The 26,005-nt window shown below is 27.1% G+C and carries 28 protein-coding genes and 1 other annotated feature; of the genes, 4 read left to right on the forward strand and 24 right to left on the reverse strand.

Annotated elements, in window-relative coordinates; translation table 11 throughout:
* Positions 1 to 28: 28 nt before the first annotated feature.
* From ACFIJ5_RS16800 to ACFIJ5_RS16825, 6 genes are all read right to left on the reverse strand, one after another.
* Entirely contained in the window at positions 29 to 1,126 is a 1,098-nt protein-coding gene (locus ACFIJ5_RS16800; protein ID WP_379809097.1) for an iron-containing alcohol dehydrogenase family protein, read from the reverse strand.
* 96 nt (positions 1,127 to 1,222) lie between these two features.
* On the reverse strand, positions 1,223 to 2,746 hold the full coding sequence (locus ACFIJ5_RS16805) for a DUF445 family protein (protein ID WP_379809099.1): 1,524 nt from the start codon (positions 2,744 to 2,746) through the stop codon (positions 1,223 to 1,225).
* A gap of 188 nt (positions 2,747 to 2,934) precedes the next feature.
* Entirely contained in the window at positions 2,935 to 4,884 is a 1,950-nt protein-coding gene (gene metG, locus ACFIJ5_RS16810; RefSeq protein ID WP_379809101.1) for a methionine--tRNA ligase, read from the reverse strand.
* 211 nt (positions 4,885 to 5,095) lie between these two features.
* Positions 5,096 to 5,330: a binding site (T-box leader), on the reverse strand.
* Between the two features lie 134 nt (positions 5,331 to 5,464).
* A complete protein-coding gene (locus tag ACFIJ5_RS16815) occupies positions 5,465 to 5,920 on the reverse strand; it encodes a MarR family winged helix-turn-helix transcriptional regulator (RefSeq protein WP_379809103.1) in 456 nt (151 codons plus the stop codon).
* Positions 5,910 to 7,265, reverse strand: a complete 1,356-nt coding sequence (locus ACFIJ5_RS16820; RefSeq protein WP_379809105.1) for an MATE family efflux transporter — start codon at positions 7,263 to 7,265, stop codon at positions 5,910 to 5,912. The genes ACFIJ5_RS16815 and ACFIJ5_RS16820 overlap by 11 nt, the downstream gene beginning before the upstream one ends.
* A gap of 197 nt (positions 7,266 to 7,462) precedes the next feature.
* On the reverse strand, positions 7,463 to 8,035 hold the full coding sequence (locus ACFIJ5_RS16825; protein WP_379809107.1) for a uracil-DNA glycosylase: 573 nt from the start codon (positions 8,033 to 8,035) through the stop codon (positions 7,463 to 7,465).
* A gap of 264 nt (positions 8,036 to 8,299) precedes the next feature.
* Here ACFIJ5_RS16825 and ACFIJ5_RS16830 point away from each other — a divergent pair, with 264 nt between their 5' ends.
* A complete protein-coding gene (locus ACFIJ5_RS16830; RefSeq protein ID WP_379809636.1) occupies positions 8,300 to 9,664 on the forward strand; it encodes an MATE family efflux transporter in 1,365 nt (454 codons plus the stop codon).
* Between the two features lie 137 nt (positions 9,665 to 9,801).
* Here the strand turns inward: ACFIJ5_RS16830 and ACFIJ5_RS16835 are convergent, their stop codons facing one another.
* The 5 genes from ACFIJ5_RS16835 to ACFIJ5_RS16855 form a co-directional block, all read right to left on the reverse strand.
* Entirely contained in the window at positions 9,802 to 10,449 is a 648-nt protein-coding gene (locus tag ACFIJ5_RS16835; protein WP_379809109.1) for a lactate utilization protein, read from the reverse strand.
* A 28-nt stretch (positions 10,450 to 10,477) separates the two neighbouring features.
* Complete coding sequence (locus ACFIJ5_RS16840; protein ID WP_379809111.1) at positions 10,478 to 12,145, reverse strand: putative ABC transporter permease subunit; 1,668 nt, start codon at positions 12,143 to 12,145, stop codon at positions 10,478 to 10,480.
* Positions 12,138 to 12,863 (reverse strand): ABC transporter ATP-binding protein, encoded by a 726-nt coding sequence (locus ACFIJ5_RS16845; RefSeq protein WP_379809113.1) that lies wholly within the window; start codon positions 12,861 to 12,863, stop codon positions 12,138 to 12,140. Before ACFIJ5_RS16845 ends, ACFIJ5_RS16840 begins: the two co-directional genes overlap by 8 nt.
* Positions 12,864 to 13,225: 362 nt before the next feature.
* Positions 13,226 to 13,744 (reverse strand): spore maturation protein, encoded by a 519-nt coding sequence (locus tag ACFIJ5_RS16850; RefSeq protein WP_379809115.1) that lies wholly within the window; start codon positions 13,742 to 13,744, stop codon positions 13,226 to 13,228.
* A 27-nt stretch (positions 13,745 to 13,771) separates the two neighbouring features.
* Positions 13,772 to 14,347, reverse strand: a complete 576-nt coding sequence (locus tag ACFIJ5_RS16855) for a nucleoside recognition domain-containing protein (protein WP_379809117.1) — start codon at positions 14,345 to 14,347, stop codon at positions 13,772 to 13,774.
* Positions 14,348 to 14,567: 220 nt separating this feature from the next.
* Between ACFIJ5_RS16855 and ACFIJ5_RS16860 the strand changes: the two genes are divergently transcribed.
* Positions 14,568 to 14,744: an H-type small acid-soluble spore protein gene (locus ACFIJ5_RS16860; RefSeq protein ID WP_379809119.1), complete on the forward strand. Its 177-nt coding sequence runs from the start codon at positions 14,568 to 14,570 to the stop codon at positions 14,742 to 14,744.
* Positions 14,745 to 15,225: 481 nt separating this feature from the next.
* Positions 15,226 to 15,684, forward strand: coding sequence for a flavodoxin domain-containing protein (locus tag ACFIJ5_RS16865; protein ID WP_379809121.1), 459 nt, complete (start codon positions 15,226 to 15,228; stop codon positions 15,682 to 15,684).
* Positions 15,685 to 15,753: 69 nt separating this feature from the next.
* On the opposite strand, the gene ACFIJ5_RS16870 is transcribed toward ACFIJ5_RS16865, so the two are convergent.
* From ACFIJ5_RS16870 to gap, 7 genes are all read right to left on the reverse strand, one after another.
* Complete coding sequence (locus tag ACFIJ5_RS16870; protein ID WP_379809123.1) at positions 15,754 to 16,299, reverse strand: NADH peroxidase; 546 nt, start codon at positions 16,297 to 16,299, stop codon at positions 15,754 to 15,756.
* A 139-nt stretch (positions 16,300 to 16,438) separates the two neighbouring features.
* Complete coding sequence (locus tag ACFIJ5_RS16875) at positions 16,439 to 17,377, reverse strand: ArsA family ATPase (protein ID WP_379809125.1); 939 nt, start codon at positions 17,375 to 17,377, stop codon at positions 16,439 to 16,441.
* Between the two features lie 58 nt (positions 17,378 to 17,435).
* Positions 17,436 to 17,729 carry a hypothetical protein gene (locus tag ACFIJ5_RS16880; protein WP_379809127.1) on the reverse strand — a complete coding sequence of 98 codons (294 nt, stop codon included), beginning with the start codon at positions 17,727 to 17,729 and terminating at the stop codon, positions 17,436 to 17,438.
* A gap of 71 nt (positions 17,730 to 17,800) precedes the next feature.
* Positions 17,801 to 19,438 (reverse strand): carbon starvation CstA family protein, encoded by a 1,638-nt coding sequence (locus ACFIJ5_RS16885; protein WP_379809129.1) that lies wholly within the window; start codon positions 19,436 to 19,438, stop codon positions 17,801 to 17,803.
* Between the two features lie 48 nt (positions 19,439 to 19,486).
* Complete coding sequence (locus tag ACFIJ5_RS16890) at positions 19,487 to 19,990, reverse strand: hypothetical protein (protein WP_379809131.1); 504 nt, start codon at positions 19,988 to 19,990, stop codon at positions 19,487 to 19,489.
* A 166-nt stretch (positions 19,991 to 20,156) separates the two neighbouring features.
* A complete protein-coding gene (locus ACFIJ5_RS16895) occupies positions 20,157 to 21,026 on the reverse strand; it encodes an SDR family oxidoreductase (protein ID WP_379809133.1) in 870 nt (289 codons plus the stop codon).
* A 181-nt stretch (positions 21,027 to 21,207) separates the two neighbouring features.
* A complete protein-coding gene (gene gap, locus ACFIJ5_RS16900; protein ID WP_379809135.1) occupies positions 21,208 to 22,260 on the reverse strand; it encodes a type I glyceraldehyde-3-phosphate dehydrogenase in 1,053 nt (350 codons plus the stop codon).
* A 470-nt stretch (positions 22,261 to 22,730) separates the two neighbouring features.
* Between gap and ACFIJ5_RS16905 the strand changes: the two genes are divergently transcribed.
* Positions 22,731 to 22,973 carry a metal-binding protein gene (locus ACFIJ5_RS16905; protein ID WP_379809137.1) on the forward strand — a complete coding sequence of 81 codons (243 nt, stop codon included), beginning with the start codon at positions 22,731 to 22,733 and terminating at the stop codon, positions 22,971 to 22,973.
* A gap of 13 nt (positions 22,974 to 22,986) precedes the next feature.
* On the opposite strand, the gene ACFIJ5_RS16910 is transcribed toward ACFIJ5_RS16905, so the two are convergent.
* From ACFIJ5_RS16910 to ACFIJ5_RS16935, 6 genes are all read right to left on the reverse strand, one after another.
* Positions 22,987 to 23,208 (reverse strand): thioredoxin family protein, encoded by a 222-nt coding sequence (locus ACFIJ5_RS16910; RefSeq protein WP_379809139.1) that lies wholly within the window; start codon positions 23,206 to 23,208, stop codon positions 22,987 to 22,989.
* A gap of 15 nt (positions 23,209 to 23,223) precedes the next feature.
* The gene (locus tag ACFIJ5_RS16915) at positions 23,224 to 23,400 is read right to left on the reverse strand and encodes a hypothetical protein (RefSeq protein ID WP_379809141.1); all 177 of its coding nucleotides are present in this window, start codon (positions 23,398 to 23,400) and stop codon (positions 23,224 to 23,226) included.
* 117 nt (positions 23,401 to 23,517) lie between these two features.
* A complete protein-coding gene (locus tag ACFIJ5_RS16920; RefSeq protein ID WP_379809143.1) occupies positions 23,518 to 24,054 on the reverse strand; it encodes a hypothetical protein in 537 nt (178 codons plus the stop codon).
* Positions 24,055 to 24,058: 4 nt separating this feature from the next.
* The gene (locus tag ACFIJ5_RS16925) at positions 24,059 to 24,370 is read right to left on the reverse strand and encodes a hypothetical protein (protein WP_379809145.1); all 312 of its coding nucleotides are present in this window, start codon (positions 24,368 to 24,370) and stop codon (positions 24,059 to 24,061) included.
* A complete protein-coding gene (locus ACFIJ5_RS16930) occupies positions 24,346 to 24,888 on the reverse strand; it encodes an RNA polymerase sigma factor (protein ID WP_379809147.1) in 543 nt (180 codons plus the stop codon). Before ACFIJ5_RS16930 ends, ACFIJ5_RS16925 begins: the two co-directional genes overlap by 25 nt.
* A 6-nt stretch (positions 24,889 to 24,894) precedes the next feature.
* Complete coding sequence (locus ACFIJ5_RS16935) at positions 24,895 to 25,872, reverse strand: LiaI-LiaF-like domain-containing protein (protein WP_379809149.1); 978 nt, start codon at positions 25,870 to 25,872, stop codon at positions 24,895 to 24,897.
* Between the last annotated feature and the right edge of the window lie 133 nt (positions 25,873 to 26,005).

A 26,005-nucleotide genomic window follows, 5' to 3' on the forward strand; every position in this document is an offset into this window, starting at 1 on the left:
TATTACGTACTCACATACTATCTAAATTTTACATTAAACTTTCTTTATATATCTTAAAAATATCTTCTCTGTTTACCTTGTATGGATGATTTTTAAGTTTACCTTTATTATTTATCATACTATTTGTATATTCATTTATTTCATCTTCACTAACAAAATTCTCTTTACCTAAAATTTCATTTAAAAGTTCACCTAATTCATCAGTATTATTCATCCTTATACATTCTAATATACTCTCAACTTTCTTCTTGTCCTCACAAAATTCTAAATAAGCTTTTAATAAAAGCCCATTAGCTTTTCCATGTGGAATTCCATGAAAATACGTTAGGGGATAGCCCATTCCATGAGGAAGTGATGTACCTGATTGTGCTATAACCATACCAGCTAATGTAGATATTAAAAGTAATTTTTTACGAACTTCGTAAGTAAAATTATTTTCTTTGATATATGGTATACATTCACCAAATAATCTCATTCCCTTTTCTGCAGCAGCATCACTGAGAATATTTGCTTTAGAAGATAAATATCCTTCCACTAGGTGAGATAACGCATCTACACATGTGTTTACCGTAACATTATATGGAGTGTGCATTAAATATTTTGCGTCTAAAAATGCTATTTTAGGAAAAACTCTATGCATGAAATTTTTCTTAGTTTTAATTTTATGATTAGTAAAAATAGCATATGGAGTAACTTCCGACCCTGTTCCTGCTGTAGTAGGTACAGCTATTATTGGAATAGAGTCTAACTTTGGTTCATTATATAAATCTTCTACATTAGCATTTTTATTTTTTAGTAATACTCCTATTCCTTTTGACGAATCTAAAGGAGATCCCCCTCCAATTCCTATTATAAAATCTACATTTTCCTCTCTGCCTATTTGGGCTGCTTCATCAATCATTTCTAAAGATGGATTTTCCTCTACATTATCAAAAATACAATATTCAATGTTATTTTTTTTCAAAGCATTTACAACATCATTTAATGAACCATTTTTCTTAGAAGAACTTTTACCAGTTACTATAAAAGCTTTTTTTCCAAATTTCTTAAATAACTCTGCTTCTTTTATTATAATGTCTTTACCATATAAAACTTTAGTAGACATAAGATATTGAAAATCATTCATTTTCATCACTCCTATTCTATAGTTTTAGTAAACAATGAACTATACTTATATTATGTATCAAAATACTAAAATTTTAAATATCTTTCAACAAAGAACTTACGCCATTGCTATTAGAGAAGATATAAATCCCATTGTTCCTCCTAATAAAGCACCAAACCATGTAATAGCACTTAACTCCTTACTTGCAATATCTAATATTATTTTCTCAGCAAAAGCTACATCAAAAGAATTTATCTTATCTTCAACAATTTTAGAAATATCTAAAGCTTCAATAACATCAGACGCTCGATTTTCTATAAATTTGTTATACATATTTTCTGAAGTTTTACATATAAATTGTGATAATTTTTCTTCTCTTCCTTTAAAAATATCTTTTACATTCTTTTGCATCATAGAATTTGTAATTTCACTTATCACATCACTAAGTTTTCCACATAACAATTCACTTTCAATAAAATTATTCACTTTGTTGTGTATAACTTTATCTATATTGTTATAAAAATCACTGTCCATATCTAATATTATCTCTTCTAATGAACTACTCTCATCTAATTTATTTTCTATTTTTTTAATTATTTCCAATAAATTATTTTCTGTTATAACTTTATTTGTAATAAAATTCACAATACTTTTAACACTTTCTTCTTTTGTTTCTTCTGAAGTATTAGACATTATGTCTGATATATTACTTTGCAAACCTTTATCTATTAAACTATTTATTACTTCTACTACATCTTCTTGATTTTTTTCATTACCTAAAAAATTATTTATTATTTCCATAAGTTTATTATGTATCATATCCTTACTTAAAAACATAGCTATCATTGGACTTAAATTATTACTAATAGTTTCACCAATTATACCTTTTATTTTTAACTGAACCTTTTCTTCTTTTAGCATATTTTTAAGTGTTAAACAAACTTCTCTTTTATGTTCAAAAGTATATCCTTTTAAACTATCTACAACACACTCTGGTACTAAATCTTTAATTTTTAATTCACTCTCTTTAACAGATATAATTTGTTTATCTAAAATATTAATTAGCTCTTTATTAATTTTTTCTTTACCTTCATTATTTAAAAGTTTATTTATTATATTATTTTTGACTTTAATAAAAAGTTGGTTTTCTTCAATTATTTTAAAATCATTTTCTTTTAGTTTTTGTCTAACTAATTTACATATATACTCTGAAATTTTAATTTTGTTCTCTTTTTTCTTTAAATTTTGAATAAATAGCTGAACCATTTTCTCATTAAATTTGCTTATTATTTTATTATAGTTATCCTTAAATAATTCTTGAATTTTGCTTTCTATTGTACTTTTATCTTCCTTAATACTTTCAACTTTCAAAACGATCCATTTTCTAAGTTTACCAATTATTTTTTCACTGCATAATGATTCTATCATTGTATCTTTAGTTAATAAGTGATTTCCTACCGCTTCTCCCACACTTTTAGCTATTCTAGACTTTTCTTTTGGTATAAGTCCTGGTGTAAATGGAATTTTTATTCCACCAATTTTTTTTTCGTTATATGGTCTAAATAACATTTTAATAGCAAGCCAATTAGTTATATATCCAATAATTGCTCCTGATACTGTAGTAATCAAAATCTTATTCATATATGCTCTCCTTTCATCAACTTCAATTCCATATTTTATTGATATTTCAACTTATTTATTTTAACACATTTCTTTCATTTTGAAGATATTTAACAAAAAAGAAGCAGCTTTAACTGCTTCCTTTTTATCCTGTAGCTATCTTCACATAAAGTATAAACTTTACTTGAAACTAAATTTTAATTTATTACCTATCTAACTTGACTTCCAGTCGGCAATTCTTGTGGTATTGTAGCAGTAAATAGCTTACTATCATCATCAGTTGATGCCGCAAGAATCATACCTTGAGAAAGTTCTCCTCTTAACTTAACAGGTTTTAAGTTAGCAACTAAAATCACGTATTTTCCAATTAGCTCTTCAGGTTTATAATATTTAGCTATTCCTGATACTACTTGCCTTACTTCTCCACCTAAATCTACTTTTAATTTTAAAAGTTTATTAGCTTTTTTAACAGGTTCACATTCTAAAACTTTAACAACTCTTAAATCTACTTTATCAAAATCATCTATAGTAATCTCTGATTTTAAAGGCTTCATTTTTGGCTGATTAGCTTTTTCAATCTCTTTAAGTTGTTTTTGTCTAATTTCTTCAAGCTGTGCTAATTTCTTTTCTACATCTATTCTAGGGAATAAGTTATCTCCCTTTTGTACTTTTGAACCAGCTCTTGTTCCATCAAAAGAAGCTAAAGAATCCCAAGATATAAGTTCTACATTTAATTTTTCATTTATCTTATCACTTGTTGTAGGTAAGAATGATGCTAATAATACTGATATAAATCTTATAGCTTCAGATAAATTATAAAGTACTGTTGCTAATCTATCTTTCTTATCTTCATCTTTAGCAAGTGCCCAAGGCATTGTTTCATCAATATATTTATTAGATCTCTTTATAAGTGTCCAAATATGCTCTAGAGCTTCTGGTAATTGGTACTTATTAACTGATTCTTCAACTTTTTTTGGAATTTGAAGTGCTAATTTAATTAACTCATCGTCAATTTCTTCTTTAGCCTTTGGTGCCGGCATAATTCCATCAAAATATTTTTGAACCATTGCCACAGTTCTTGAAACAAGATTTCCAAGATCATTTGCAAGATCTGAATTTGTTTTCTTTATAAACATTTCATTTGTAAACACACCATCTGATCCAAATGGTATTTCATGTAGTAAATAATATCTAACTGCATCTACACCAAATTCATTAACAAGAATTTCAGGATCAACCACATTACCTTTTGACTTTGACATTTTTCCTCCATCAACTAAAAGCCATCCGTGACCAAATACTTGTTTTGGAAGAGGAAGTTCTAAAGCCATAAGCATAATTGGCCAATAAATAGTATGGAATCTTATAATATCTTTACCAACTAGATGGACATCTGCTGGCCAATATTTTTCCATTAACTTTTCTTGTTCATTATTATATCCCAAAGCTGATATATAGTTACTTAATGCATCTATCCAAACATATACAACATGTCCTTTGTCAAATTCTACTGGAATTCCCCAATCGAATGAAGTTCTTGATACACAAAGATCTTGAAGTCCTGGTCTTAAGAAATTATTAATCATCTCATTTTTTCTTGATTCTGGTTGAATAAATTCTGGATGATTTTCAATATATTCTATAAGCTTATCTGCATATTTTGACATTTTGAAAAAATAAGCTTCTTCTTTAGCTTTTTCAACTGGTCTTCCACAGTCTGGACATTTACCATCTACAAGTTGAGTTTCAGTCCAAAACGACTCACATGGAGTACAATACCAGCCTTCATAACTTCCCTTATAAATATCTCCTTGATCATACAATTTTTTAAATATCTTTTTAACTGTATCAATATGGTAATCATCAGTTGTTCTTATATATTTATCATAACTTATGTCCATTACTTCCCATAAATGTTTTATAGTAGCCACTATTTCGTCAACATATTCTTTTGGTGAAACACCTTTTTCTTCAGCTATTCTTTGAATTTTTTGACCATGTTCATCTGAGCCTGTTAAAAACATTACGTCATAACCTGTTAATCTCTTAAATCTTGCAACCGCATCTGCTGCTACTGTAGTATACGTATTACCTATGTGTAATTTTGCTGATGGATAATAAATAGGTGTAGTTATATAAAATGTCTTTTTATCTGCCATGTTACTTCCTCCTTTTTTTACTTACTCAACTTTCGCAGGTGAAAAATAGCCGCTACGGGAAATGATATCTTGCTCAGAAACCTTTCACTTCAGTAACAAGTTCAAATGTTTCTTACGCAATATATCATTTTCCTTCGCTAAGCAGTATTTTTTTACTGCCAAAGTTGAGTTAATTATAAATAAAAAAACCTCTACATAGAACTTAATTCTACATAGAGGCGCTATTATGCACTGTACCACTCTAATTTATTACTATTTCACAATAGTAATCTCTCTAGGTAACTATCATTACCTTGCAATATAACGGTTGCAGCCGTATTATCCTACTTAAATTTCAGATAATATGTTTAGGGGCCATGTTCATGAATTTCAATATTGCTGACTCTCACCTTACTCAGCTCTCTTTAAATATATCCCTTCACTACTCTTCCCATCATTACATTTAAGAATATAAATATCACACTATTCCTATAATAATATATTTATCAAATCAATATATTATTATACATAAATACATAACAAATTATTGAATCCATAATATAATATATATCAATATATGTCAATAGGTTACATTCTAAATTTATTTGCAATGTTGATTTAATTCTTCTAAAATTTCCTCTAAGTTTACTATACTCTCAAAAAATTTTTGTTTTTTTTCTGGTGATAGTTTATCAATTATTTCGTCTAACTGTTTAAGTTTATTTTTCAATTCTTTATCTAAACATGTCATCCCATGTTCTGTTAAACTATAAAATGTATTTCTTCTATCTTTGTTGTCTATTTCCCTTTCTATATAGCCTCCATCTGATAATTTATTAAGCATAATACAAAGACTTGATGTAGAAACTCTTGTTTTTTTGCTTAAATCTTTCAAGCTGCACTTTTTCAGTTCCCTTAAACCCATCATAGTTCTAAATTGCTGCATAGTAATATTAGAATTACTTTTATGACTTTTATCATTACATGTAGCTCTTGCATATTTTTTTAATTTCATTAGAAATTGAACAAACTTATTAGATATATCTCTAGTTTTCATTTACCCCACTTCTCCTTATAACTACTTTTTCTTTCCATTTACCATTCTTATAATATAATACTGTTAAAATAAGTCCTGCCATCCATGATGATGGAATTGCCCACCAAATACCAGTAGGTGAATTCAATTTATTTGACAATATATAAGCTAAAAAAACTCTCACAAACCATAAAGTAACTATAGAAATAATCATTGTAGGAACTGTGTCTCCAGCTCCTCTTAACACACCATTTATAACCTGCATAGTAGCAACAATTATATAAAAAGAACACACTATATTCAGATAATTAACACCTATTTCTATTACTTTTGGATCCGCATTAAATAATATTATGAGCCATTTACCAAATATATATATTAAAATACTACAAGATACCGCTATTATGCTAGACATAATAATTGTAGATTTAAATCCTTTCTTAACCCTCTCTTCTCGTCCAGCACCTAAATTTTGTCCTACAAAAGTAGAAATAGCTGTTCCCAAATTCATTATAGGCATAGATGCAAATGAATCAATTCTACTGGCTGCTGTATATGCTGCAACTGTTTCTTTTCCAAATCCATTAACCAAAGACTGAAGCACCATAATCCCTAAAGCAAAAAGCATTTGTTGAACTCCTGTTGGAAGACCTATCTTTAAACTTTTTTTGAAAATTTCCTTATCAAAAGTCATTGTTTTTATGTCAAATTTGAAAACTTCATGAGTTCTATTTAAATAATACGCTCCAAATACAAAGGATACCCCTTGAGCAATAACTGTAGCCCATGCTGCACCAGCTACTCCCCACTTAAACACAATTACAAATAACAAATCCAACCCTATATTTATTATTGTTGAAATTATTAAAAAATACAAGGGTGTTTTTGAATCTCCAAGTCCTCTTAAAATTGCACTTATAGAATTATACCCAAACATAGTTATCATACCAAAAAACATTATTTTTAAATAACTCTCTGCTTGAGGAAGTATTTCTTTTGGCACATTCATCATCATTAATATACTTTTACTAAATAAAATTCCCAATACAGTAATTATTAAAGAAGCTATAAATAAGAATATGTATGCTGTATCTATTGTTTTCTTTACATTTTTAATATCTTTTGCCCCATAGTACTGTGCTATAAGTATTGTGGAACCCATAGTAATTCCTATAAGTAATGATACAAGTAAAAATATAATTGGGAAACTGGTACCTACTGCCCCTAGTGCCTCAGTACCTATAAACCTACCAACAATTATACTATCAAAAGTATTATATAATTGCTGAAATATATTTCCTATAAACATAGGAAGTGCAAAATAGAATATAAGTTTCGCCTCATTTCCTTTTGTTAAATCTTTCATATATTGACCCCCTAACTCTAATTAATATTTAAATTCGCAATTATTTTATAATGTAATTATTTATGCATAAAATAATTTTAGTATAAAATAATTTTATAGTCAATATCATTTTATTGATTATCTTGTAAAAATGTTCTTAAAAATTAAAATCCTTGATTTTTAACAATGTATACTAGTTAAGAATCAAGGATTTTAAATTATATTTCTCCATCTTCTTTTAATTTTTCATACTTTTCTTTTATACTTTTTAAGTCTCTCCAAAATAAACTTTTTTTACTTTCATCTCTAAAAAGTGCTGCTGGATGAAATGTAGGCATAATATAATATCCTTTTCTTTCTATCCATTTTCCTCTATCTCTTGTAATTCTCCAATCACTACCTATTATATATTTCATAGCCGTAGCTCCTAAACAAATTATTATTTTAGGTTTAATTAATGCTACTTGATTTCTTAAATATGGCAAACAAGTCATAGCTTCTTCCTCTGTTGGGGTTCTATTTCTATCTGGTCTACATTTACATATATTGCATATATAATAATCTCTATCTCTTTTTAAGTCTAACGCTAGCATTCCTTTTGTAAAAAGTTGACCTGCTTTTCCTACAAATGGCCTTCCAGATCTATCCTCATCAGCTCCTGGTGCCTCTCCAATAAATACTATAGGTGCCTTCATATTTCCTTCGCCAAACACCATATTTGTCCTTTTTTCCCCTAGTGCACATTTATGACAATTTTTACATTCTTCATAAAGTTCTTTCCACTTTAACACTTCAAACCCTTCCTTCATTTCCATCATTCAACATATTTCATAATTTTTATTTATTATATCATAAATAGATATTTATTATATATTGTTTTAATTTACAAAATATATTAACATATAAATGATATCTTTCTTTATTTTCACAATTTTTAAAATATATTCATTATTTTGAAGGTTTATATTTTAAAAATTACACTCGTATAAACTTTATATTTTAATATTTAACTTCACCAAAGTTAAATTTGTAATAAGCGAAAGGGGGTTATCATTATCGTATATTCATTTAAAAAACAAACCATACATGATGTATTAAATCTAGCATTACCTGCCGTTGGCGAAATGACACTATATATGATGATATGGGTATTAGATACAATAATGGTTGGACAATATGGTGGAAATATTGGGGTAAGTTCTGTAGGAATTAGTTCTGAAATTCTTTATACATTTGTAAATATATTTATTGCTGTAGGAATATCCATTAGTATAACATCGTTAGTTGCAAGAAAATTTGGTGCTAAAAAAATTACTGAAGCCGAAGAATATGCAACTTTAGGTTTATTTATTGGTACCATTGTATCCTTTATTATATTTTTATTTTGTTTTATATTTTCTAAAAACATATTGATTATTGCAGGAGCTAAAAATGAAGTAATCAAATTAAGTAATATATACATGAAAATAGCTTCAATAGCTATATTCTTTAATATGTTAACAAATTTATTAAATGGTATATTAAGAGGTTATGGAAATACTAAAACTCCTCTTTTTATTTCTGCAATAATTAATATAGTGAATTTAACTCTTGATTACCTTTTAATATTTGGTATTGGTTTTTTTCCTGAGTTAGGTGTCAAAGGAGCTGCTATAGCCACACTAATAGCTGAAATAACTGGATTTATATTTGCCTCTTCATATATGTTAAAAAACTCTAAAATAAAAATTAAATTTAAATACATTAAATTACTAAATAAAAAAAGATTATTAGATTTAATAAAACTTTCTATACCTTCTTCAATGCAAGAAGGTGCCTTTGATATATGTAAACTTATAAATACATTTATGATAATGCATATTGGAAGTATTTCTTTTGCTGCAAATCAAATAACAACATCAATTGAGTCTTTATCTTTTATGCCAGGATGGGGCTTTGCAATAGCTGCAACCACTTTAGTAGGTCACAAAATTGGAGAAAAAAATTATAAAAAAGCCCAAGAATATGCACATACCTGTGCATTTCTTGGAACTTCTATAATGTTATTATGTGGAATTATGTTTTTAATATTTCCTAATTTTCTGATAAGTCTTTTCATACAAACTACAGAAAAAGAAGTCATAAAATTAGGCTCCTTATGTGTGATGATAGCCTCAGTAGAACAACCTGCAATGGCACTTTCTATGATTTATGGGGGTGCACTTAAAGGTATGGGAGATACTAGAACTCCTTTTATAATATCAGTTATTTCTAACTGGATAATAAGACTTCCTCTTATATACTATGTTATCTATATAGCAAAACTTCCTGTCCATTATGTATGGTGGGTTACAGCTATTCAATGGGGCTTTGATGGACTATTAATGGTTAAATTATTTAAAATTAAATTCAAAAGAATATATCCAAATAATACAATTTAACTATAATATTCATATATAACACTAAAATATAAATGTGGCTGTCGCATTAAGAGATTTACATACAATATATTGTTTTTCATTTTTTAAATCAACACAATGTATTGTAGTATTTACTTTTAGTGCGACAGCCCCATTTATTAGTATCCTAATTCTTTATTAACTATTATAACTTTTATTCTCCCCTTGTTACCTAAATTTTGTCTTCTAGTTACTACATAATGACTACAAATTCTATCATCACTATGACAATCCACACAATAACCAACTTTTGTACAAGGAGTATTTTTATTAAGTCTTTTGGCATTTATAGGTGCTGCACAATTTTTTACCCTTGATTCCGCTTCCTCTAAGTCAGCAACAATTTTATTTATTCCTGCTACAATAATAACTTGATCTGGGCCATATATAAGAGCAGCAACTCTATTTCCATTACCATCTATGTTAAACAATTCTCCATTTTCAGTTAAAGCATTTGTAGACATAAAATATGTATCTGTACAAAAACTTTTTCTATATATATTTTTTATATCATCTTTAGTTAATCCTTCTTTATATCTGTCTAAAAAATTATATCTACTACTTCTTAAATGTTCCATAACTCCCGCTTCAAACAAAGTCATAGAACCTCCTACAGATACTGTGTCTCCATCTTTTACAAGTTCCTCTATCTTTTCTATTAATTCTTTTTCGTCTTGTACAAAATACCCTTCCATGTTGTTCTTTTGTAAATTTTGTATTGTCTTTTCTACTCTGTTTTGTTGATACCATTCAACATTTTTATCCATAATCATCACCTCATAAATAAATATTTTTTTAACATTCTATACTTGAGAAAATCTTTTCTCCTTTTATTGCAATAATTTTATATAAAATTATTGTAATGCCTCCAAATACTAATAAAATGAAAGCAATTGTCTTTATTAATCCTAAATCAAAGTAAAGAACACCGGCTATTAAACCTGCTATACTTACCCATGATATAATCATTTGAAAAAATGGATTTATGTTTTGTTTTACAGCTTTTTGTTCATTTTCCCATTTTAATTTTGGATGATTCAAATCTACAAATACACCTATCATTGATATAAAAGTTATAGCTAAAACTCCTAGTATTGCAATTATTATACTTGTTACCACTGGCATTTTTAAAACAATTATTGCTACAATAAGCATAATTATTTCTGACATTATGCCCATTACTATACTTGATAAAACTTTTGCCATTATTTGTGTTCTATATGATATCGGTAAGAACTTACATATAAATATATCTTTTCCTTCTCTTGATATAGATGTAGCAGCTATTGCATTGGCTCCTCCAACAAATAACATAAATGCAAAACTCGCTGCAATTACTATTCCTTGATAAGATGTATTATTTAAAAAGGAACTTATCTTTGATAATGTCAATCCTCTATTTGAATTTGCCATCATAGGTATAATAAAAAATACAGGCCATAAAAAATTCATTATAACGCAATTATAAAAATATGTTGGTGTTCTAAATAATAGTCTAAGTTCTTTCTTAGTATAAGAAATTAATACTGACTGTTTAATAGAAGTTTTTTCTAATTCTTCAGAACTTAGTTTTTTTCTTTTTGATGAAGTTTCAGAAACACCTAATACTCCCTTAAAATATAGTTTTTCACTTATTATTAAAAATAATCCCAATACTGCAAAAGTAATACCTAAAAACATTAAAATATTTGTAATCCCTAGTGCACTACTATTATTAACTACTCCTAAAGCTGCCAATTTAGCAGTTGGGAATATAGTAGTAACTATACTTATAAAAGAGTTATTTCCTATATTAATCATTGAATTTACTTGTTCAGGCGTAATAGAACTTGAACTTAATTTTTGTATATAGAAATTAAAACCTAAAGCAAGTGCTAAACCTACTAGTCCACTAATTTTTCTAAATCTATCTTTATTTCTTGCAAAACCTGTAAATCCCATTATTAACATTACTATTAAAGATGATAATACTAAAGGAATTATTGGTATAGTAACAAAAACAATTATGCTATATAAATAATATAGTAAACCTCCTCCACTTTTTAATCCATATGAAATTACAAGTGGAACAAAAAATACTGCTTCTGTTAAATATTCATATATTAAAACAGTAGTAAGTTTTGCAGATATAATATGCCATGATTTAAAAGGAAGTGGCAATATATTTTCTATGTCCATTGAAAAATACAATGTATTCATAGCATAAAATATTCCGAAAACAAATATAATAAGGCAATTAAGTGCAAAACCAATTCCTAATATTATGCCTTCTTGATTAAATTTTGATAAAATATCATAAAGTGCTGATGCGCCTTTTCCAATCATCATTATTAAAGGTAATAATGCTATTGCTAAAATAGCATATAATACTATTTTTTTACTGAAAATTTTACTTTTATTTTGTGATCGAGTTTCATCTCCTGATTTCAAGAAGATTTTTGTTAAAATCCACCATTTATTCATTTTCAGTCATCTCCAAGAACATTTTTTCAAGTGATTCACTGTTTTTAAAGTGTTCTCTCATTTCACTTAATGTACCACAAAATAGTATTTTACCTTTATTTATTATAGCAACTCTATCACATATTTTTTCTGCAACTTCAAGCACATGAGTTGAAAAAAGTACTGTATTTCCTGAATCAGCATGTTCTCTCATCATTTCTTTTAATATGTAAGAAGATTTTGGATCAAGTCCTGTCATAGGTTCATCAAGTATCCAAACCTCAGGATCATGTATTAAAACACCCATTATAATAATTTTTTGTCTCATTCCATGTGAATAGCTTTGAATTTGATCATCAAGTGCATTAATCATACCAAATCTTTCCGCTAGATTTTTTATTCTTTCCTTTCTTACATTTGCTGGCACATCATAAATATCTGCCATAAAATTAAGATATTCTATTCCCTTTAATCTTAAAAACATATCTGGACTATCTGGTACAAAACCAAATTCCATTTTAGCTTTCAATGGTTCTTTTTGAATATCAGTATTATTTATTTTGATTTCACCTTTAGTAGCAGCAATTATTCCCGTAATCATTTTTATTGTAGTAGTCTTACCAGCTCCATTTGGTCCTAAAAACCCAAATATTTCACCATCCTTTACATTTAAATTCAAATCATCTACTGCATAAGTAGAACCATTATAGGTTTTTGATACATTTTTTAACTCAATCATACTTATACCTCCGTTCATTCTATATTTTATATCTATTTAATAATAAAATACCACTCATCTAACTGTAATACAATTGAATTTTTTTCAGTCAACCTAACAATAACCTTAACTCCTAAAAAACTCTGATATACTCTCTTTTCTAAAAAAACATCTTAATATCCTCCTTAAAAACAATATATTTTTAATCATTTTAAATTTTTACTTTCGTTTATTATAGGCTATATCATATTCTTTTATATAATTTATATTTATATTTATTAAGTTGTTCATAATCTTTTAAGGTAAGTTTGTTAAACTTTATATATAGTATAATATACTATATATAAATATTCAAGTATTTTTTTTATTTTGTTTACATTTTATTAAAACATAAATTTCGCTAAAGTCACAGCCATTATGATAGCTGTTAAATCCGCAAATATTGCTGCCCATAAAGTATGTCTTATATTCTTAATTTTAACCGCTCCATAATAAACAGTTAATGTATAAAATATAGTTTCTGTAGACCCCATTACTATAGAAGCAACCTTACCAATATAACTATCTGCACCATACTTATTCAATGTATCAGCAAAAATACCAAGTGCCCCACTACCTGATAAAGGTTTTACCATTACTAATGGCACAACCTCTGGAGGAAGTCCTATAAATTTTACAATTGGCTTTATTAAACATATAAAATAGTCTAGCAGTTTGGATTGTCTAAATACTGCTACCGCTATTAACATAGCTAATAAATATGGAAATATTTTTACACATATAGAAATTCCATCTTTTGCACCATCTACAAAACACTCATAAACTTTCACTCCATTTTTCATCCCATATATAACTATCAATCCTATCAGTATAGGAATTATAGATTTAATAATATAACTCATAAAAACCCCCTATTTATAAATCACTACTTAAAAATGTTTTTGAAGTATTTTACAAATTATTATTCCAACTAATGCTGATGTTCCTGTTGTAAGTATTGCTGGAATAATAATAGCCCCTGGATTTTGTGAATTACAAGCTGCTCTTATAGATATAACAGATGTAGGGACAAATTGAATACACGCCGCATTTAACACTAAAAATAGAGCCATATCATTACTTGCAGTATCTTTTTTTGTATTTAATCTTTGCATTTCTTCCATGGCCTTAATTCCAAATGGTGTAGCTGCATTTGAAAGTCCCATCATATTTGCAGTTAAATTCATAATTATAGCTCCCATAGCTTTCTTGTCCTTCCCCGCCTTCGTAAATAATTTTTCTAATACAGGTCTTAAAATCTTACCAAGCTTTTCTGTAAGTCCACTTTCCTGCGCAATCCTCATGACCCCACACCAGAGACACATCATTCCTACTAAATTAATCATTAATTTAACTGTAGATGCTGTACTATCTACTATTGATTTTGATATTACTTCACCACTTCCTGTTATTAGTCCAAAAATTATACTACTTACGAGTATTAGAAACCATATAATATTAATCATAAATTTCCCCCAATATATATTAATATTCCATTAATATATATGAATAAGTCACTTATTATTTAACTCTTTTCTAAATAAAATAATTAATATATTTTATTGAAAAAGGGAATTATAATATTACTTACCTTTTGCAGGACAAAAATAAATTTTAACAGAATTTAGATTTGTAAGCTGTGAAAGTTTATAATGTTAAAATTTAATTTTTAGGAGGATATTATAAATGAATAGTTCAAGAGCTAAACAAATATTAAATTCTAAAAAAAATATTTCTGTTTATTATAAAAATACCCCTGTTTGGATTGATGAAATATATGATAATGGAACTGTTAGTGTTAAAAATTTAAATACAGATAAAAATATAGTTGTTTCTGTAAAAACATTAAATGAACTTTCCTAATAAGAATGCAGACACATATTTCATAAAAACCTTTCACTTTGGTTAAAAATTATAAAAAAGTCCAGCAGCTATAATATTAACTACTGGACTAACTATCATATTTAAATTTACTAGTATATCATTTTTTCTTATTTCTCACCATTACTCCATCCATATCCCAAATAACTAATTTAAACGTTAGGACACCCTCCATAAGATAATAATTAATTTTATCGTAATTATATAATTATCTATACAAATATTGAATAAATTTATAGAAATAAAAGTATGTAAATATATAACTATTAACTTTCATAATTTTCAAATAATATTCTGCTGCAATACCTATTTTCCTCATTAAATGAGTTACTATACTAATTTATTATAATTTAACACACTATTACTGTAATTAATATAGCTTTAAGCATTAACTCCAACTTATGAATAAATAAAAAAGTATAGTATAATAATATTAATTTAATGGTTTTTAGGGGGATTTTATATGAATTGTGTAGTATTATATGCCACATCAACAGGTAATACTGAAAAAATTGCTCTTTCTATCGCTAAAAATCTAAATATAAATTGTATTAAATTAAATGAAAACAGTACCTATGACAATTTAAATTTAAAAAATTACGACTTAGTTTTACTTGGAAGTGGTATTTATGGTGGAACTTTGCACAAAAATTTAATTAATTTCATAAATTCTATAAATACAACAGATAAAAAAACATTTAGTTTTTTCATAAGCTGGTTTGGGAGAGGACATAGTGATAAAAAAGCTATTAATCGTTGTAAAAATGTGTTATTAGAAAAAAATCAAAATGTAATTGATAATTACTATGAATGTTATGGTGAAGGTTTTTTATTTATAAAAAAGGGACATCCTTCTGAACAAGAACTTCATTCAGCCATTCAATGGGCAAAAGAAGTTATAAATGGGCAAAAAAAGTTATAAAAAATACCTGTGACTCAAAATTCACAGGTATTTTTTGATATTATATGGGGGTATTTGGGAGTTTGTATTTTATTTAAAATGTCTATTTAATAACCCTCTAAATGCACTACCATGACGAGCTTCATCTTTGCACATTTCATGTACTGTGTCATGTATTGCATCATAGTTTAATTTCTTAGCTAATGTTGCTAAATCTTTCTTACCTTGACAGGCACCATGCTCTGCTTCTACTCTCATTTCAAGATTTTTCTTAGTGCTATCTGTTACAACTTCTCCAAGTAATTCTGCAAATTTAGCAGCATGTTCTGCTTCTTCCCAAGCAATTCTCTTGTATGCTTCTGCTATTTCTGGAAATCCCTCTCTATCAGCTTGTCTACTCATTGCAAGATACATTCCAACTTCTGTACATTCTCCAGTAAAATTAGCTCTTAACCCTTCTAAAACTTCTGGCTCTACATCTTTTGCAATTCCTACTCTATGCTCATCAGCCCAAGCAAGATTTTCTTCATTTTTTTCAACAAATTTATCTTTTGGAGCTCCACATTGAGGACACTTTTCTGGTGCCTCATTTCCTTCATGTATATATCCACAAATTGTACAAACAAATTTTTTCATAATAAAATCCTCCTACTATTTACTATATATTTTTTTTAATATATTTTCTAAACTTTTGATGTTTTAATTATATACTTAACTAATACTAATTGTCAAGAGACTTTTTATATTTATTAATAATTATTATTAGTAAATTTTCTTAGTCAAGTTGTAATTCAAATTTTTCAGCCATCTCGTCTATATTAGTTGCTCTCATATCACTACTTAACATAGGTAATTTTATTATGTTTTTGTCTTTAAATTCTTTTTCTATTTCTTTTAAATATTTCTTTTCTAACTTCTTCTTATTTACCCAAAATTCATCTTTTATATCTTCTGGTAATATTCGATTCACTACTAAATTATTCACATGAATATTATATTTATTAAGTACATTTATAGCCTTTTTTGTTTCTTCTATAGGAAGTTTTTCTGCATTTAAAACAAATATAAAACTTAATTTTTTATCATCTATTATTATCTTTCTTGCCTTTTCCATATGCTCTTTTCTTCTATTGAGTATTTTTAATATAGGATCATCTTCAATTTTTTTATCATCTACTTTAGCTGAATTTTCAGCCATTTGTGATAACTTTAATGCTTTTCTACGCTTCATCATAAGTGAATTAGTCCACATACCTAATAATTCAGGTAAAGATAACAATCTTAATGTATGACCTGTAGGTGCTGTATCAAATATTATCTGGTCATATTCATATATCTTTTCATTAATTATTTCTATCATTTTATCAAAAACAGCTGCTTCCTGAGTACCTGGTGAAACTGATGCTGCATCTAGCTGCTTATTTATTTCCTTTACAATAACTGGGCTTATTACACTTTTAAGATTTTGTCTTACACCATTTATATATTTTTCACTCTCATAATTTGCATCTATTTCTACTGCATCTAGATTATCTCTTAAATTTATAATTTCCCTGCCTATCTTGTTTTCAAAAATATCTGATATAGAATGTGCTGGATCTGTTGAAATTAACAGTGTTTTTCTTCCATTTTTTGCAGAACATACTGCACAAGCGGCAGAACAAGTAGTTTTTCCAACTCCACCTTTTCCACCAAAAAATACTATATTGTTCATGTCAAACACCTCTCATCTAAGTTATAAAATGTTATTTTAATATTAGTAATATCTTTGATTAAGCATCTAAATCATAGTCTCCCCATTTTTCTCCCCAAATAGATTTTCTATCCATCATTCTTCTTTGCCACCTTTCCATGTCTTCTGCAAGATATGGTAAAAGTTCTAATGTATAATAACTAGTAGGAATTGGTAGTCCTAAAATTTCTGCAAAACAAATTAGCATAAAGTTATCCATTTCTTCACTAGCTTCTTTTTGAAGTATAGCTCTTGATTTTCTATTAAAATCTGTTGCACCTTTAAAAAATAGCTTTAATCCTTCTAAAAATTTTTTTAATTTATCTTCAGACACTCTGAATCACCTCTATGATTAAATTAAAGCTAACGTAAATAAATACGTTAGCTTTATAAACAATAAATATATTATGCTTTAAAACTCTTATCTTTAGATACTGGAGTATCTCTAAATGATTTTATAGCTTCAACTATTAATACTACAGATAGTATCATTAGAATAATAGCAAATACTAGCAGTATTGTACTTTTACCAATATTAGCTTTAATTAATAGTCCCAATGCAAATAATGTTACTGCAAACATAAATACCATTGGTATAGTTGCCATTCTGTGTTCTTTTCCAGATCTCTTTAACCAAACAGCTAAAGATAATAAAGCAAGTGCTGCTAACAATTGATTTGCTGAACCAAATAATGGCCATATCTTAGTCCATCCTTTAAATGTTAATGCCCCACCAAGTACTACTGTTATTCCTGTAGCAACAAATCTATTTGTTAATATATTAGGCTTAGGTTGTGCTTCTTTTCCTTGTTTACTACTTTCAAATAATTCCTGAAAAATGAATCTAGCAAGTCTAGTTGCAGTGTCTAAACTAGTTAAAGCAAACGCTGAAATTGCAAGTGCTGTAAAACTTTTACCTGTTGTATATGGTAAACCAAAACTTGTCATAAAATTACCAAGTCCATCAGAAAATACGTTTACTGGTCCACCATTTTTAAGCAATACTCCAAGCTTATCGGCACCAATATATCCTGCTGTTATAATAGCTATAGTAGCAAGAACACCTTCTATAAGCATAGAACCATATCCTACAAGTTTTATATCTTTTTCACTATCTAATTGTTTAGATGTAGTACCTGAACCAACCAATGAGTGAAAACCTGATATTGCACCACAAGCTACGGTAACAAATAACATAGGGAATAGTAGTTGCCCATCACTTATTTTAAATGATGTAATACCAGACATTTTTAGAGTTGGATGCATAATTACTATTCCAAGAAATCCTCCAAGCAACATTGCATATAATAAAAATGAGTTCAAATAATCTCTAGGTTGTAATAAAATCCATACAGGTGTAACAGAAGCTATAAATATATATATCAATAAAACAATAAGCCATGTATTTCTTGAAAGCTCTAGTGGAAATTTCATACCAAGCCATATACATAAGAATAATAATACAACTCCAATAACACTACTTACACCAAGTCCTGCACCTCTTCTATATACAAAAAATCCAAATCCAATAGCTAATATCATAAATAGTAGTGAAGAAGTTGCTGCTGAAGGAACTGCTACAAATGTATTAGCACAAATATTTGTAAATGCAGCTACAACAAGCAATAATGTTAACCAAGCAAATATAGCAAATAACAATTTACCTCTTCTCCCCATATTGTGTTCAATAACTTCACCTAAGGATTTACCATCATGTCTTACAGAAGCAAATAAAGATCCCATATCATGGACTCCACCAAAGAAAACACTACCTACTAATATCCATAAAAATACCGGTACCCAACCAAATATTGCTGCTGCAATAGGTCCCACTATAGGTCCTGCCCCTGCTATTGAAGAAAAATGGTGACCTAAAAGTACTGGAGCCTTAGCTGGCACATAGTCAATTCCATCATTTCTAGTGTGTGCTGGCGTTGGTCTTTTGGGATCTATTCCCCACTTTTTAGCAAGCCACGCACCATAAGTTGTATAAGCAACTAAAAAAACTATGATTGCAATTAAAATTAAGAAAAGAGAATTCATATATAATACCCCCTTTAAAATGTTTAGAAAAAATTATAAACTTTACTACTAATTATTAAATAATAATTTTTTAACATCACCCCTTCCAAATTTATTTGTATAAATATCATTAGTTTCAGGATTAATGAATATTAGTTTTACATTTACCCACCCTTTAAAACCAAAAGCAAAACTTTTATAGTATTTAAATCTTTTAATTGCTTTCTTAGTATCATCATCTAAGTCTATATTTCCACAAAGTATAAAAGTTAAAATACTACACATATGTTCTTTATTTATATTTATTATCTTTTCTACATTTTCATCCAGGAAATTTTTTATATGAAGGATATGAGATCTGTCTATATTTTCGTATATATTTTCATAGAAGATATATTCATTATTTTGAAAAGCATAAAACTCAGCCTTTTTAAGTATTAGATATCTTGATGTTCTTTGATTAAATTTCGCGAACATATTGAATTTTCTGTCAAATATTTTTTTATCATATTCTATATCAAAATATGATTTAAGTTTCTCTGAAAATTTATTCATATACTCTGTATTATTCATTTATGATTCCCCTTGTTATTAACGCATAATTCATTTCTATCGTTTAGTATTATTATATCATTTATAAAATATATTTCAATAAATATATCAGAATATTAAAAATTTTTAGTATATGATATTCTTACAAAAATAGAAGCTGTTTACAAAAATTATAAACAGCTTCTATTTATCCATTTACTATTTTTCCACCATTAATATGAATAGTTTCTCCTGTTATGTAAGATGCATCATCCGATGCTAAAAACACAAAGCTTGGGGCTACTTCCACTGGTTGGCCTGGACGCTTATACGATGTACTTTGACCAAATTTAGCTACTTCCTCTTTTGTAAAACATGAAGGTATTAATGGAGTCCATATTGGTCCTGGAGCAACACAATTCACCCTTATTCTTTTTTCTGCAAGAGATAATGCTAACGAACGAGTAAAAGAAACTATTGCACCTTTTGTAGAAGAATAATCTATTAATCTTTCATTACCTGCATAAGCAGTAACAGAAGATGTATTAATTATACAACTTCCCTCTTGCAAATATGGTAGACAAGCTTTAGTCATATAAAATATTGAAAATATATTTACCTCAAAAGTTCTATACAACTGTTCTTTCGTTATATCTTCAATACTATTTTGAGCACATTGTTCAGCTGCATTATTAACCAAAATATCAATTTTTCCAAATTCATCTATTGTTTTTTTTACCACACTGTCACAAAATTTTTCATCAGATATATCTCCACGTATTGTAATGGCTCTACATCCCTTTTCTTCTATAATTTTTTTAGTTTCTTGTGCATCTATATCTTCATTTAAATAAACTATAACTACATCTGCACCTTCTTTTGCATATAGAACAGCTACTGCTCTACCTATACCACTATCCCCTCCTGTAATTATTGCTACCTTATTTTCTAATTTATTAGAGGCTTTATATTTAATATGTTCAAAGATAGGTCTTGGATTCATAATATACTCTAATCCTGGTTTATCCTTTTGCTCCTGAGGTGGTATATCATTAATAAACTCTATATCACTCACCAACTTACCTCCTCTCAAATTATATTTTCTTTTAATATGTATTATTGTAATTTTTCATATAAAATATTCTTTTTTCAAAAAAAGCCTCATACTATTTTAAGTATGAGGTAAACGTTTAATTTAAATATATTAGGTAATTTCAAATAAAAAAAGTTGCTATATAATAATTCAATATAGAATTGAATTATCCTGCTATTTTTCTGTTTTGTTGTTGATTTTTCTTCATTTCAGCTGCTACATAATTAGTTAAATCCACAACTCTTGCTGAATATCCCCATTCATTATCATACCATGCAGCTACTTTTATCATATTATCACCAATTACCATAGTTGATAATGCATCTACAATTGTTGATCTATCATCACCCTTATAATCTGTAGAAACTAAAGGCTCTTCACAATAACCTAAAATCCCTTTTAATTCCTTTTTAGAAGCTTCTTCAAATGCTTGATTAATTTCTTCCATAGTAGCATTTGTTTTTATTTCACATACTAAATCTGTTATAGAAACTGTTGGAGTTGGAACTCTTAATGCAAATCCATTAAGTTTACCTTTTAACTGTGGTAGTACTTTTGCAACAGCTTTAGCTGCACCTGTAGTAGTTGGTATTATTGATTCTGCCGCTGCTCTTGCTCTTCTTAAATCTTTATGTGTTTTATCTAAAATTCTCTGGTCATTTGTATATGAATGAATGGTTGTCATAAAACCTTTTACTATTCCAAATTTCTCATCAATAACTTTTGCAACTGGTGCAAGACAGTTTGTTGTACATGATGCATTAGAAATTATATTGTGTTTTCCATTATCATAATTTTCTTCATTAACACCCATTACTACAGTTATATCTTCAGCATTGCTTTTAGCTGGGGCTGTAAGTATAACCTTGCTAGCTCCTGCTTCTATGTGTCCATTAAGTTGTTCTCTTGTTTTAAATTTTCCTGTAGACTCTATAACTATATCTACATCAAGTTTTTTCCAAGGCAAATCACTTGGTTTATCTTCATGAAGAATCAATATTTTTTTACCATTTATTATAATTGCATTATCCTCTACTTTAACTTCTCCATCAAATCTTCCAAAACAAGAATCATATTTAAACAAATGAGCTAATGTCTTTGAATCTGCTCTTGCATTTATAGCAACAATATCTAAATCTTTATTCAAATTTTTTTCTGCTATTCTAAGAAATGTTCTTCCTATTCTACCAAAGCCATTAATACCAACTCTAATTTTCATTTTAAAATCCCCCTAATTTTTTATATGTATATTATATAATATATACTTTTAACATAAATGTTGTATACTTTTTAATTAATTGTTCTATATTATTTATATTATTATTTCATTTCTTTGTCAATAATCTCATATTTTTCATTTGAGCTTTCTATTAAGTTTATGTAAATATTCTTGCTGTTTTCTTCATTTTACTAGTATTTTCTTTTGTTTTTATTCTACAACCAACTTTTTTGAAATAATATATGCTTTTCCAATTCAAAATTTAAAATAACTATAATTTTATTAAATAGTATATCACATTTAACTATACATACACTGCATTCCTTTATTCTAATTCTATCAAAGTAAAACTGTTGTTTATAAAAACTTTGTTTCTATATCTATAAAAGTTAAATTGTACAAACTTGAAAATATATTTTACTAATGATATTATTGTTCTTGAACTTATTTAAATGACTGGAGGATTTGAAATGACATTAAGAGACATAATGAAATACATAGAAAGTGAATATAACATAATTAATTCAACTCCTTGTGAAATCTGTGGAGGAAGCTTCTTAGCTGAATCAATAAAAGTAAATATTATAAATTCTTTACCTTATGATATTTGTGAATGTATATGTGATACTTGTGGACATAAAAAAACATTTAAATTTTCATCACCTTTCATAAATGAAGAAAACTTAAATGAATTTAAAAATAGTATGAATTAGTTTTCAATTTACACTATTCTATTCCCATATCTTTAAAAATCTTCTCTATTTCTTTAGAATTTAATAATCCTTCTGACTTTTTATATACACTACCATCTTTATTTAAAAATACTAATGTAGGTATAAGTGATACATCATATTTTTCTGCATATTCTGGATTTTCTTCTAAATTAACTATTGTTATCTTTACTTTATCATCATATTTTTTTCTTACATCCTGTAAGATATATTTCATTTTAACACATGCTGGTCATGTATCTGTACCTAATTCTAGCAATTGAGGCATACCTGCACTTTTTGTATGCGTTTGTTGTTGATTTTCAATTGTATTAGAATCTTTTTTTGTATAAATATTTTTTTTGTAATAAAATCCTACTACTCCTAAAATTAATACACAAATTACTATATATTTAATAATTTTTTTCATATAATCCTCCTTATACCCTGTGTAGGTATATAAAATTTTATATCATATATTTATTATTGTCAAATATAATATAAAAAAGCTTATGAATTACAAATTCACAAACTTTTTTTATTATAATTATCTTTTCTCTTTTTTATATAATATATATATACCTGCTACTATAAATAGTACTGGTACAAAATATTGGCTTATAGATGATTTAATCATATAATATATATCATTACCCTCAAATACCTTATTGATAACAGCTAATCCACCTAAGATTATAAATATCCATCCTATTATTTGTAAATCTCTCTTGTTATTCAACTTATTAAAAGTATGTGTATAATTATCATCATTATTTAAATTATCATTTTGTGTTTTAGTATGTTGAAAACCATTATATCTCCTAAAAAACAATTCACAATCATTTATATTTTCTCCTCTATCTATTTTGTGTGCAATATTAAAAGTATCAAAAAAAGTATATAACCATAATGCAAATTTAAATATTCCTGCTAATGCACCTAATCCTATTAAACTAAACAATGGTCCTATTAGTAAAAATATTAAAAGTGCTTGAATTCCCATATTTAGTAAGCCTAAATACATATATCCTACTCCCGGGATTAAAGCAGCTAAAAAAGTTAAAAAACCACTTCTTCTTTCCATTGTATCACTCTCCTAAAAAAAATTTAAAAAAATTAAAAGTATCATTGTGATTTTGTTCAATCATAGAAATACTTGTTTTTATTTTCATCTTGGCATTTATTATATTGTACTGTAAACTAGACGTATATATAATCAACATCAAAAAACCAGATAACATTAAACTTAATGCTGCTATACGATATCTTTCTCTATTTGAATTTTTTTGGGGTAAATTGTTTATTTTATTCATTAATCGTATATCATAACCTTTATCTGTTTCTATATCTTCAAAAGAATCTTTTATAATTTTATCTAAATAATCAAATTTTTCTTGCACACTACCACATCCTCCCTCTCAAACTTTATTTTTAAGTTCTTCTTAGCTCTATAAATTCTACCTTCTACTGCTTTTTGTGAAATATTTAATATGTCTCCTATTTCTTTCTGATTTAATCCTACATAATAATAAAGAACAATAGGTACCTTCAATTTTCGTGGAAGATTATTTATACATTGTCTTATATAATTTTTTTCATCCAAATCTTCTTCCTCTACCTTTTGTATATTTAATAACCCTCCCAAAAAACTTTTTACTTTTTTCTTTCTTTTATAATCTATACATTTTGATAAACTAATTTTATAAATATAAGTGGATAGTGAGCATTCTAATCTAAATTTATTAATATTCTTATATAAAGTGACAAAAACCTCTTGTGATAAATCTTCAGCCTCATAATAATCATTAGTATATGAATAACATAGAGAAATAATTTTATTTTTATACAAATCAACTACTTTTACAAAACTATGTTTATCACCTTTTTTTATCCTTTCAATTATTTCTTCGTCATTCAATACTAATCACTCCCCACTTTTTATGTTTGCAACTCCATTATTTAATTTAATACTTACTTTCCCATTTCCATTACCTATCTTCTTTGAAATTCCTGAATTTATTCTTTTTTCACCATCTACTTTGCAAACTCCATTATCCATTTCTATATAAGCTTTAAAGTTTTTATCCTCTGTATTTACTGTAACTACTCCATTATTAGCATCTATTTTTACATCATTACAAATTTTGTTATTTAAATTTACTTTTCCATTAGTTAAATCAACAAAACACTTCTGTATGTCCCCTTGTAAATCTACTTCAGCATTTGATCCATCTACATCTACATTACCATTGAAATCATAACTATTTACCTTTAAATTTGAGCCATCAACTTTTACATAATATCCTTTAGGTACATATATAATACATTCTGTTCCTTTTACATAATTTTCTCTAAATGAAACTTTACAACCATCTTTTTCTTTTTTCTCTTTAATATCATATTTATCTATAGAACTACCTCTATTTACATATATTTTACCTTTTATATTTATTCTATTGTCATCTGAGTTTTTTATTTGTATTTTGGCATTATTAACATTAAACTTTAACACACTTTCTTGTGAAGTAAATTGCTTTTGTATATCTATTGGTTTTCCATCATCCATACTTCCAATATTAAAATTTTCACCAAATTTAAACCCATGTTCACTTATTGAAATATTTTGATCTATAAATGAACCTACTTTATTTTTAACAGAATAATATACATTTGTTAATATAAAAATTAAAATTACAGGAATTACCAAAAAACTAAATCTGCTTTTTTTATTTTCTACCTTTCTATTAACAGAGAATATTATTTCTACTCCTAAAATCACAAAAATCATAGGCCACCATTTAAAAATTTGCAGCGATAGTGCATAATCTATATTCCTAATAATTAACCACACACCATAAAATATAAAACCTGCTGCTGCAGTAATACTTCCCAATTTTTTCATATACTCTCCTCCTAAATTTATTTAATTTCACTTATATAGACGTAATACTAACCCATAATCCCACAAAAAAAATAAAAAAAAAAAAATAAGTACCAAATTTAAATTAGGTACATTTTGTATCATTTTTATATAT

The sequence above is a fragment of the Haloimpatiens myeolchijeotgali genome (assembly GCF_042688525.2).
In the GTDB taxonomy this organism is placed as follows: domain Bacteria; phylum Bacillota; class Clostridia; order Clostridiales; family Clostridiaceae; genus Haloimpatiens.

Coding starts and splice junctions, on each gene's coding strand:
- ACFIJ5_RS16870 (WP_379809123.1), bottom strand. CDS start 16,299: ATGAAAAAATTTGTTTGTACAATTTGTGGATATATACATGAAGGAAAT.
- ACFIJ5_RS16835 (WP_379809109.1), bottom strand. CDS start 10,449: ATGGATAAAAATGTTGAATGGTATCAACAAAACAGAGTAGAAAAGACA.
- ACFIJ5_RS16860 (WP_379809119.1), top strand. CDS start 14,568: ATGAATAGTTCAAGAGCTAAACAAATATTAAATTCTAAAAAAAATATT.
- ACFIJ5_RS16820 (WP_379809105.1), bottom strand. CDS start 7,265: ATGAAAGATTTAACAAAAGGAAATGAGGCGAAACTTATATTCTATTTT.
- ACFIJ5_RS16815 (WP_379809103.1), bottom strand. CDS start 5,920: ATGAAAACTAGAGATATATCTAATAAGTTTGTTCAATTTCTAATGAAA.
- ACFIJ5_RS16865 (WP_379809121.1), top strand. CDS start 15,226: ATGAATTGTGTAGTATTATATGCCACATCAACAGGTAATACTGAAAAA.
- ACFIJ5_RS16890 (WP_379809131.1), bottom strand. CDS start 19,990: ATGAATAATACAGAGTATATGAATAAATTTTCAGAGAAACTTAAATCA.
- ACFIJ5_RS16850 (WP_379809115.1), bottom strand. CDS start 13,744: ATGAGTTATATTATTAAATCTATAATTCCTATACTGATAGGATTGATA.
- metG (WP_379809101.1), bottom strand. CDS start 4,884: ATGGCAGATAAAAAGACATTTTATATAACTACACCTATTTATTATCCA.
- ACFIJ5_RS16915 (WP_379809141.1), bottom strand. CDS start 23,400: ATGAAAAAAATTATTAAATATATAGTAATTTGTGTATTAATTTTAGGA.
- ACFIJ5_RS16855 (WP_379809117.1), bottom strand. CDS start 14,347: ATGATTAATATTATATGGTTTCTAATACTCGTAAGTAGTATAATTTTT.
- ACFIJ5_RS16910 (WP_379809139.1), bottom strand. CDS start 23,208: ATGAAATATATCTTACAGGATGTAAGAAAAAAATATGATGATAAAGTA.
- ACFIJ5_RS16840 (WP_379809111.1), bottom strand. CDS start 12,145: ATGAATAAATGGTGGATTTTAACAAAAATCTTCTTGAAATCAGGAGAT.
- ACFIJ5_RS16800 (WP_379809097.1), bottom strand. CDS start 1,126: ATGAATGATTTTCAATATCTTATGTCTACTAAAGTTTTATATGGTAAA.
- gap (WP_379809135.1), bottom strand. CDS start 22,260: ATGAAAATTAGAGTTGGTATTAATGGCTTTGGTAGAATAGGAAGAACA.
- ACFIJ5_RS16805 (WP_379809099.1), bottom strand. CDS start 2,746: ATGAATAAGATTTTGATTACTACAGTATCAGGAGCAATTATTGGATAT.
- ACFIJ5_RS16885 (WP_379809129.1), bottom strand. CDS start 19,438: ATGAATTCTCTTTTCTTAATTTTAATTGCAATCATAGTTTTTTTAGTT.
- ACFIJ5_RS16920 (WP_379809143.1), bottom strand. CDS start 24,054: ATGGAAAGAAGAAGTGGTTTTTTAACTTTTTTAGCTGCTTTAATCCCG.
- ACFIJ5_RS16875 (WP_379809125.1), bottom strand. CDS start 17,377: ATGAACAATATAGTATTTTTTGGTGGAAAAGGTGGAGTTGGAAAAACT.
- ACFIJ5_RS16935 (WP_379809149.1), bottom strand. CDS start 25,872: ATGAAAAAATTGGGAAGTATTACTGCAGCAGCAGGTTTTATATTTTAT.
- ACFIJ5_RS16905 (WP_379809137.1), top strand. CDS start 22,731: ATGACATTAAGAGACATAATGAAATACATAGAAAGTGAATATAACATA.
- ACFIJ5_RS16845 (WP_379809113.1), bottom strand. CDS start 12,863: ATGATTGAGTTAAAAAATGTATCAAAAACCTATAATGGTTCTACTTAT.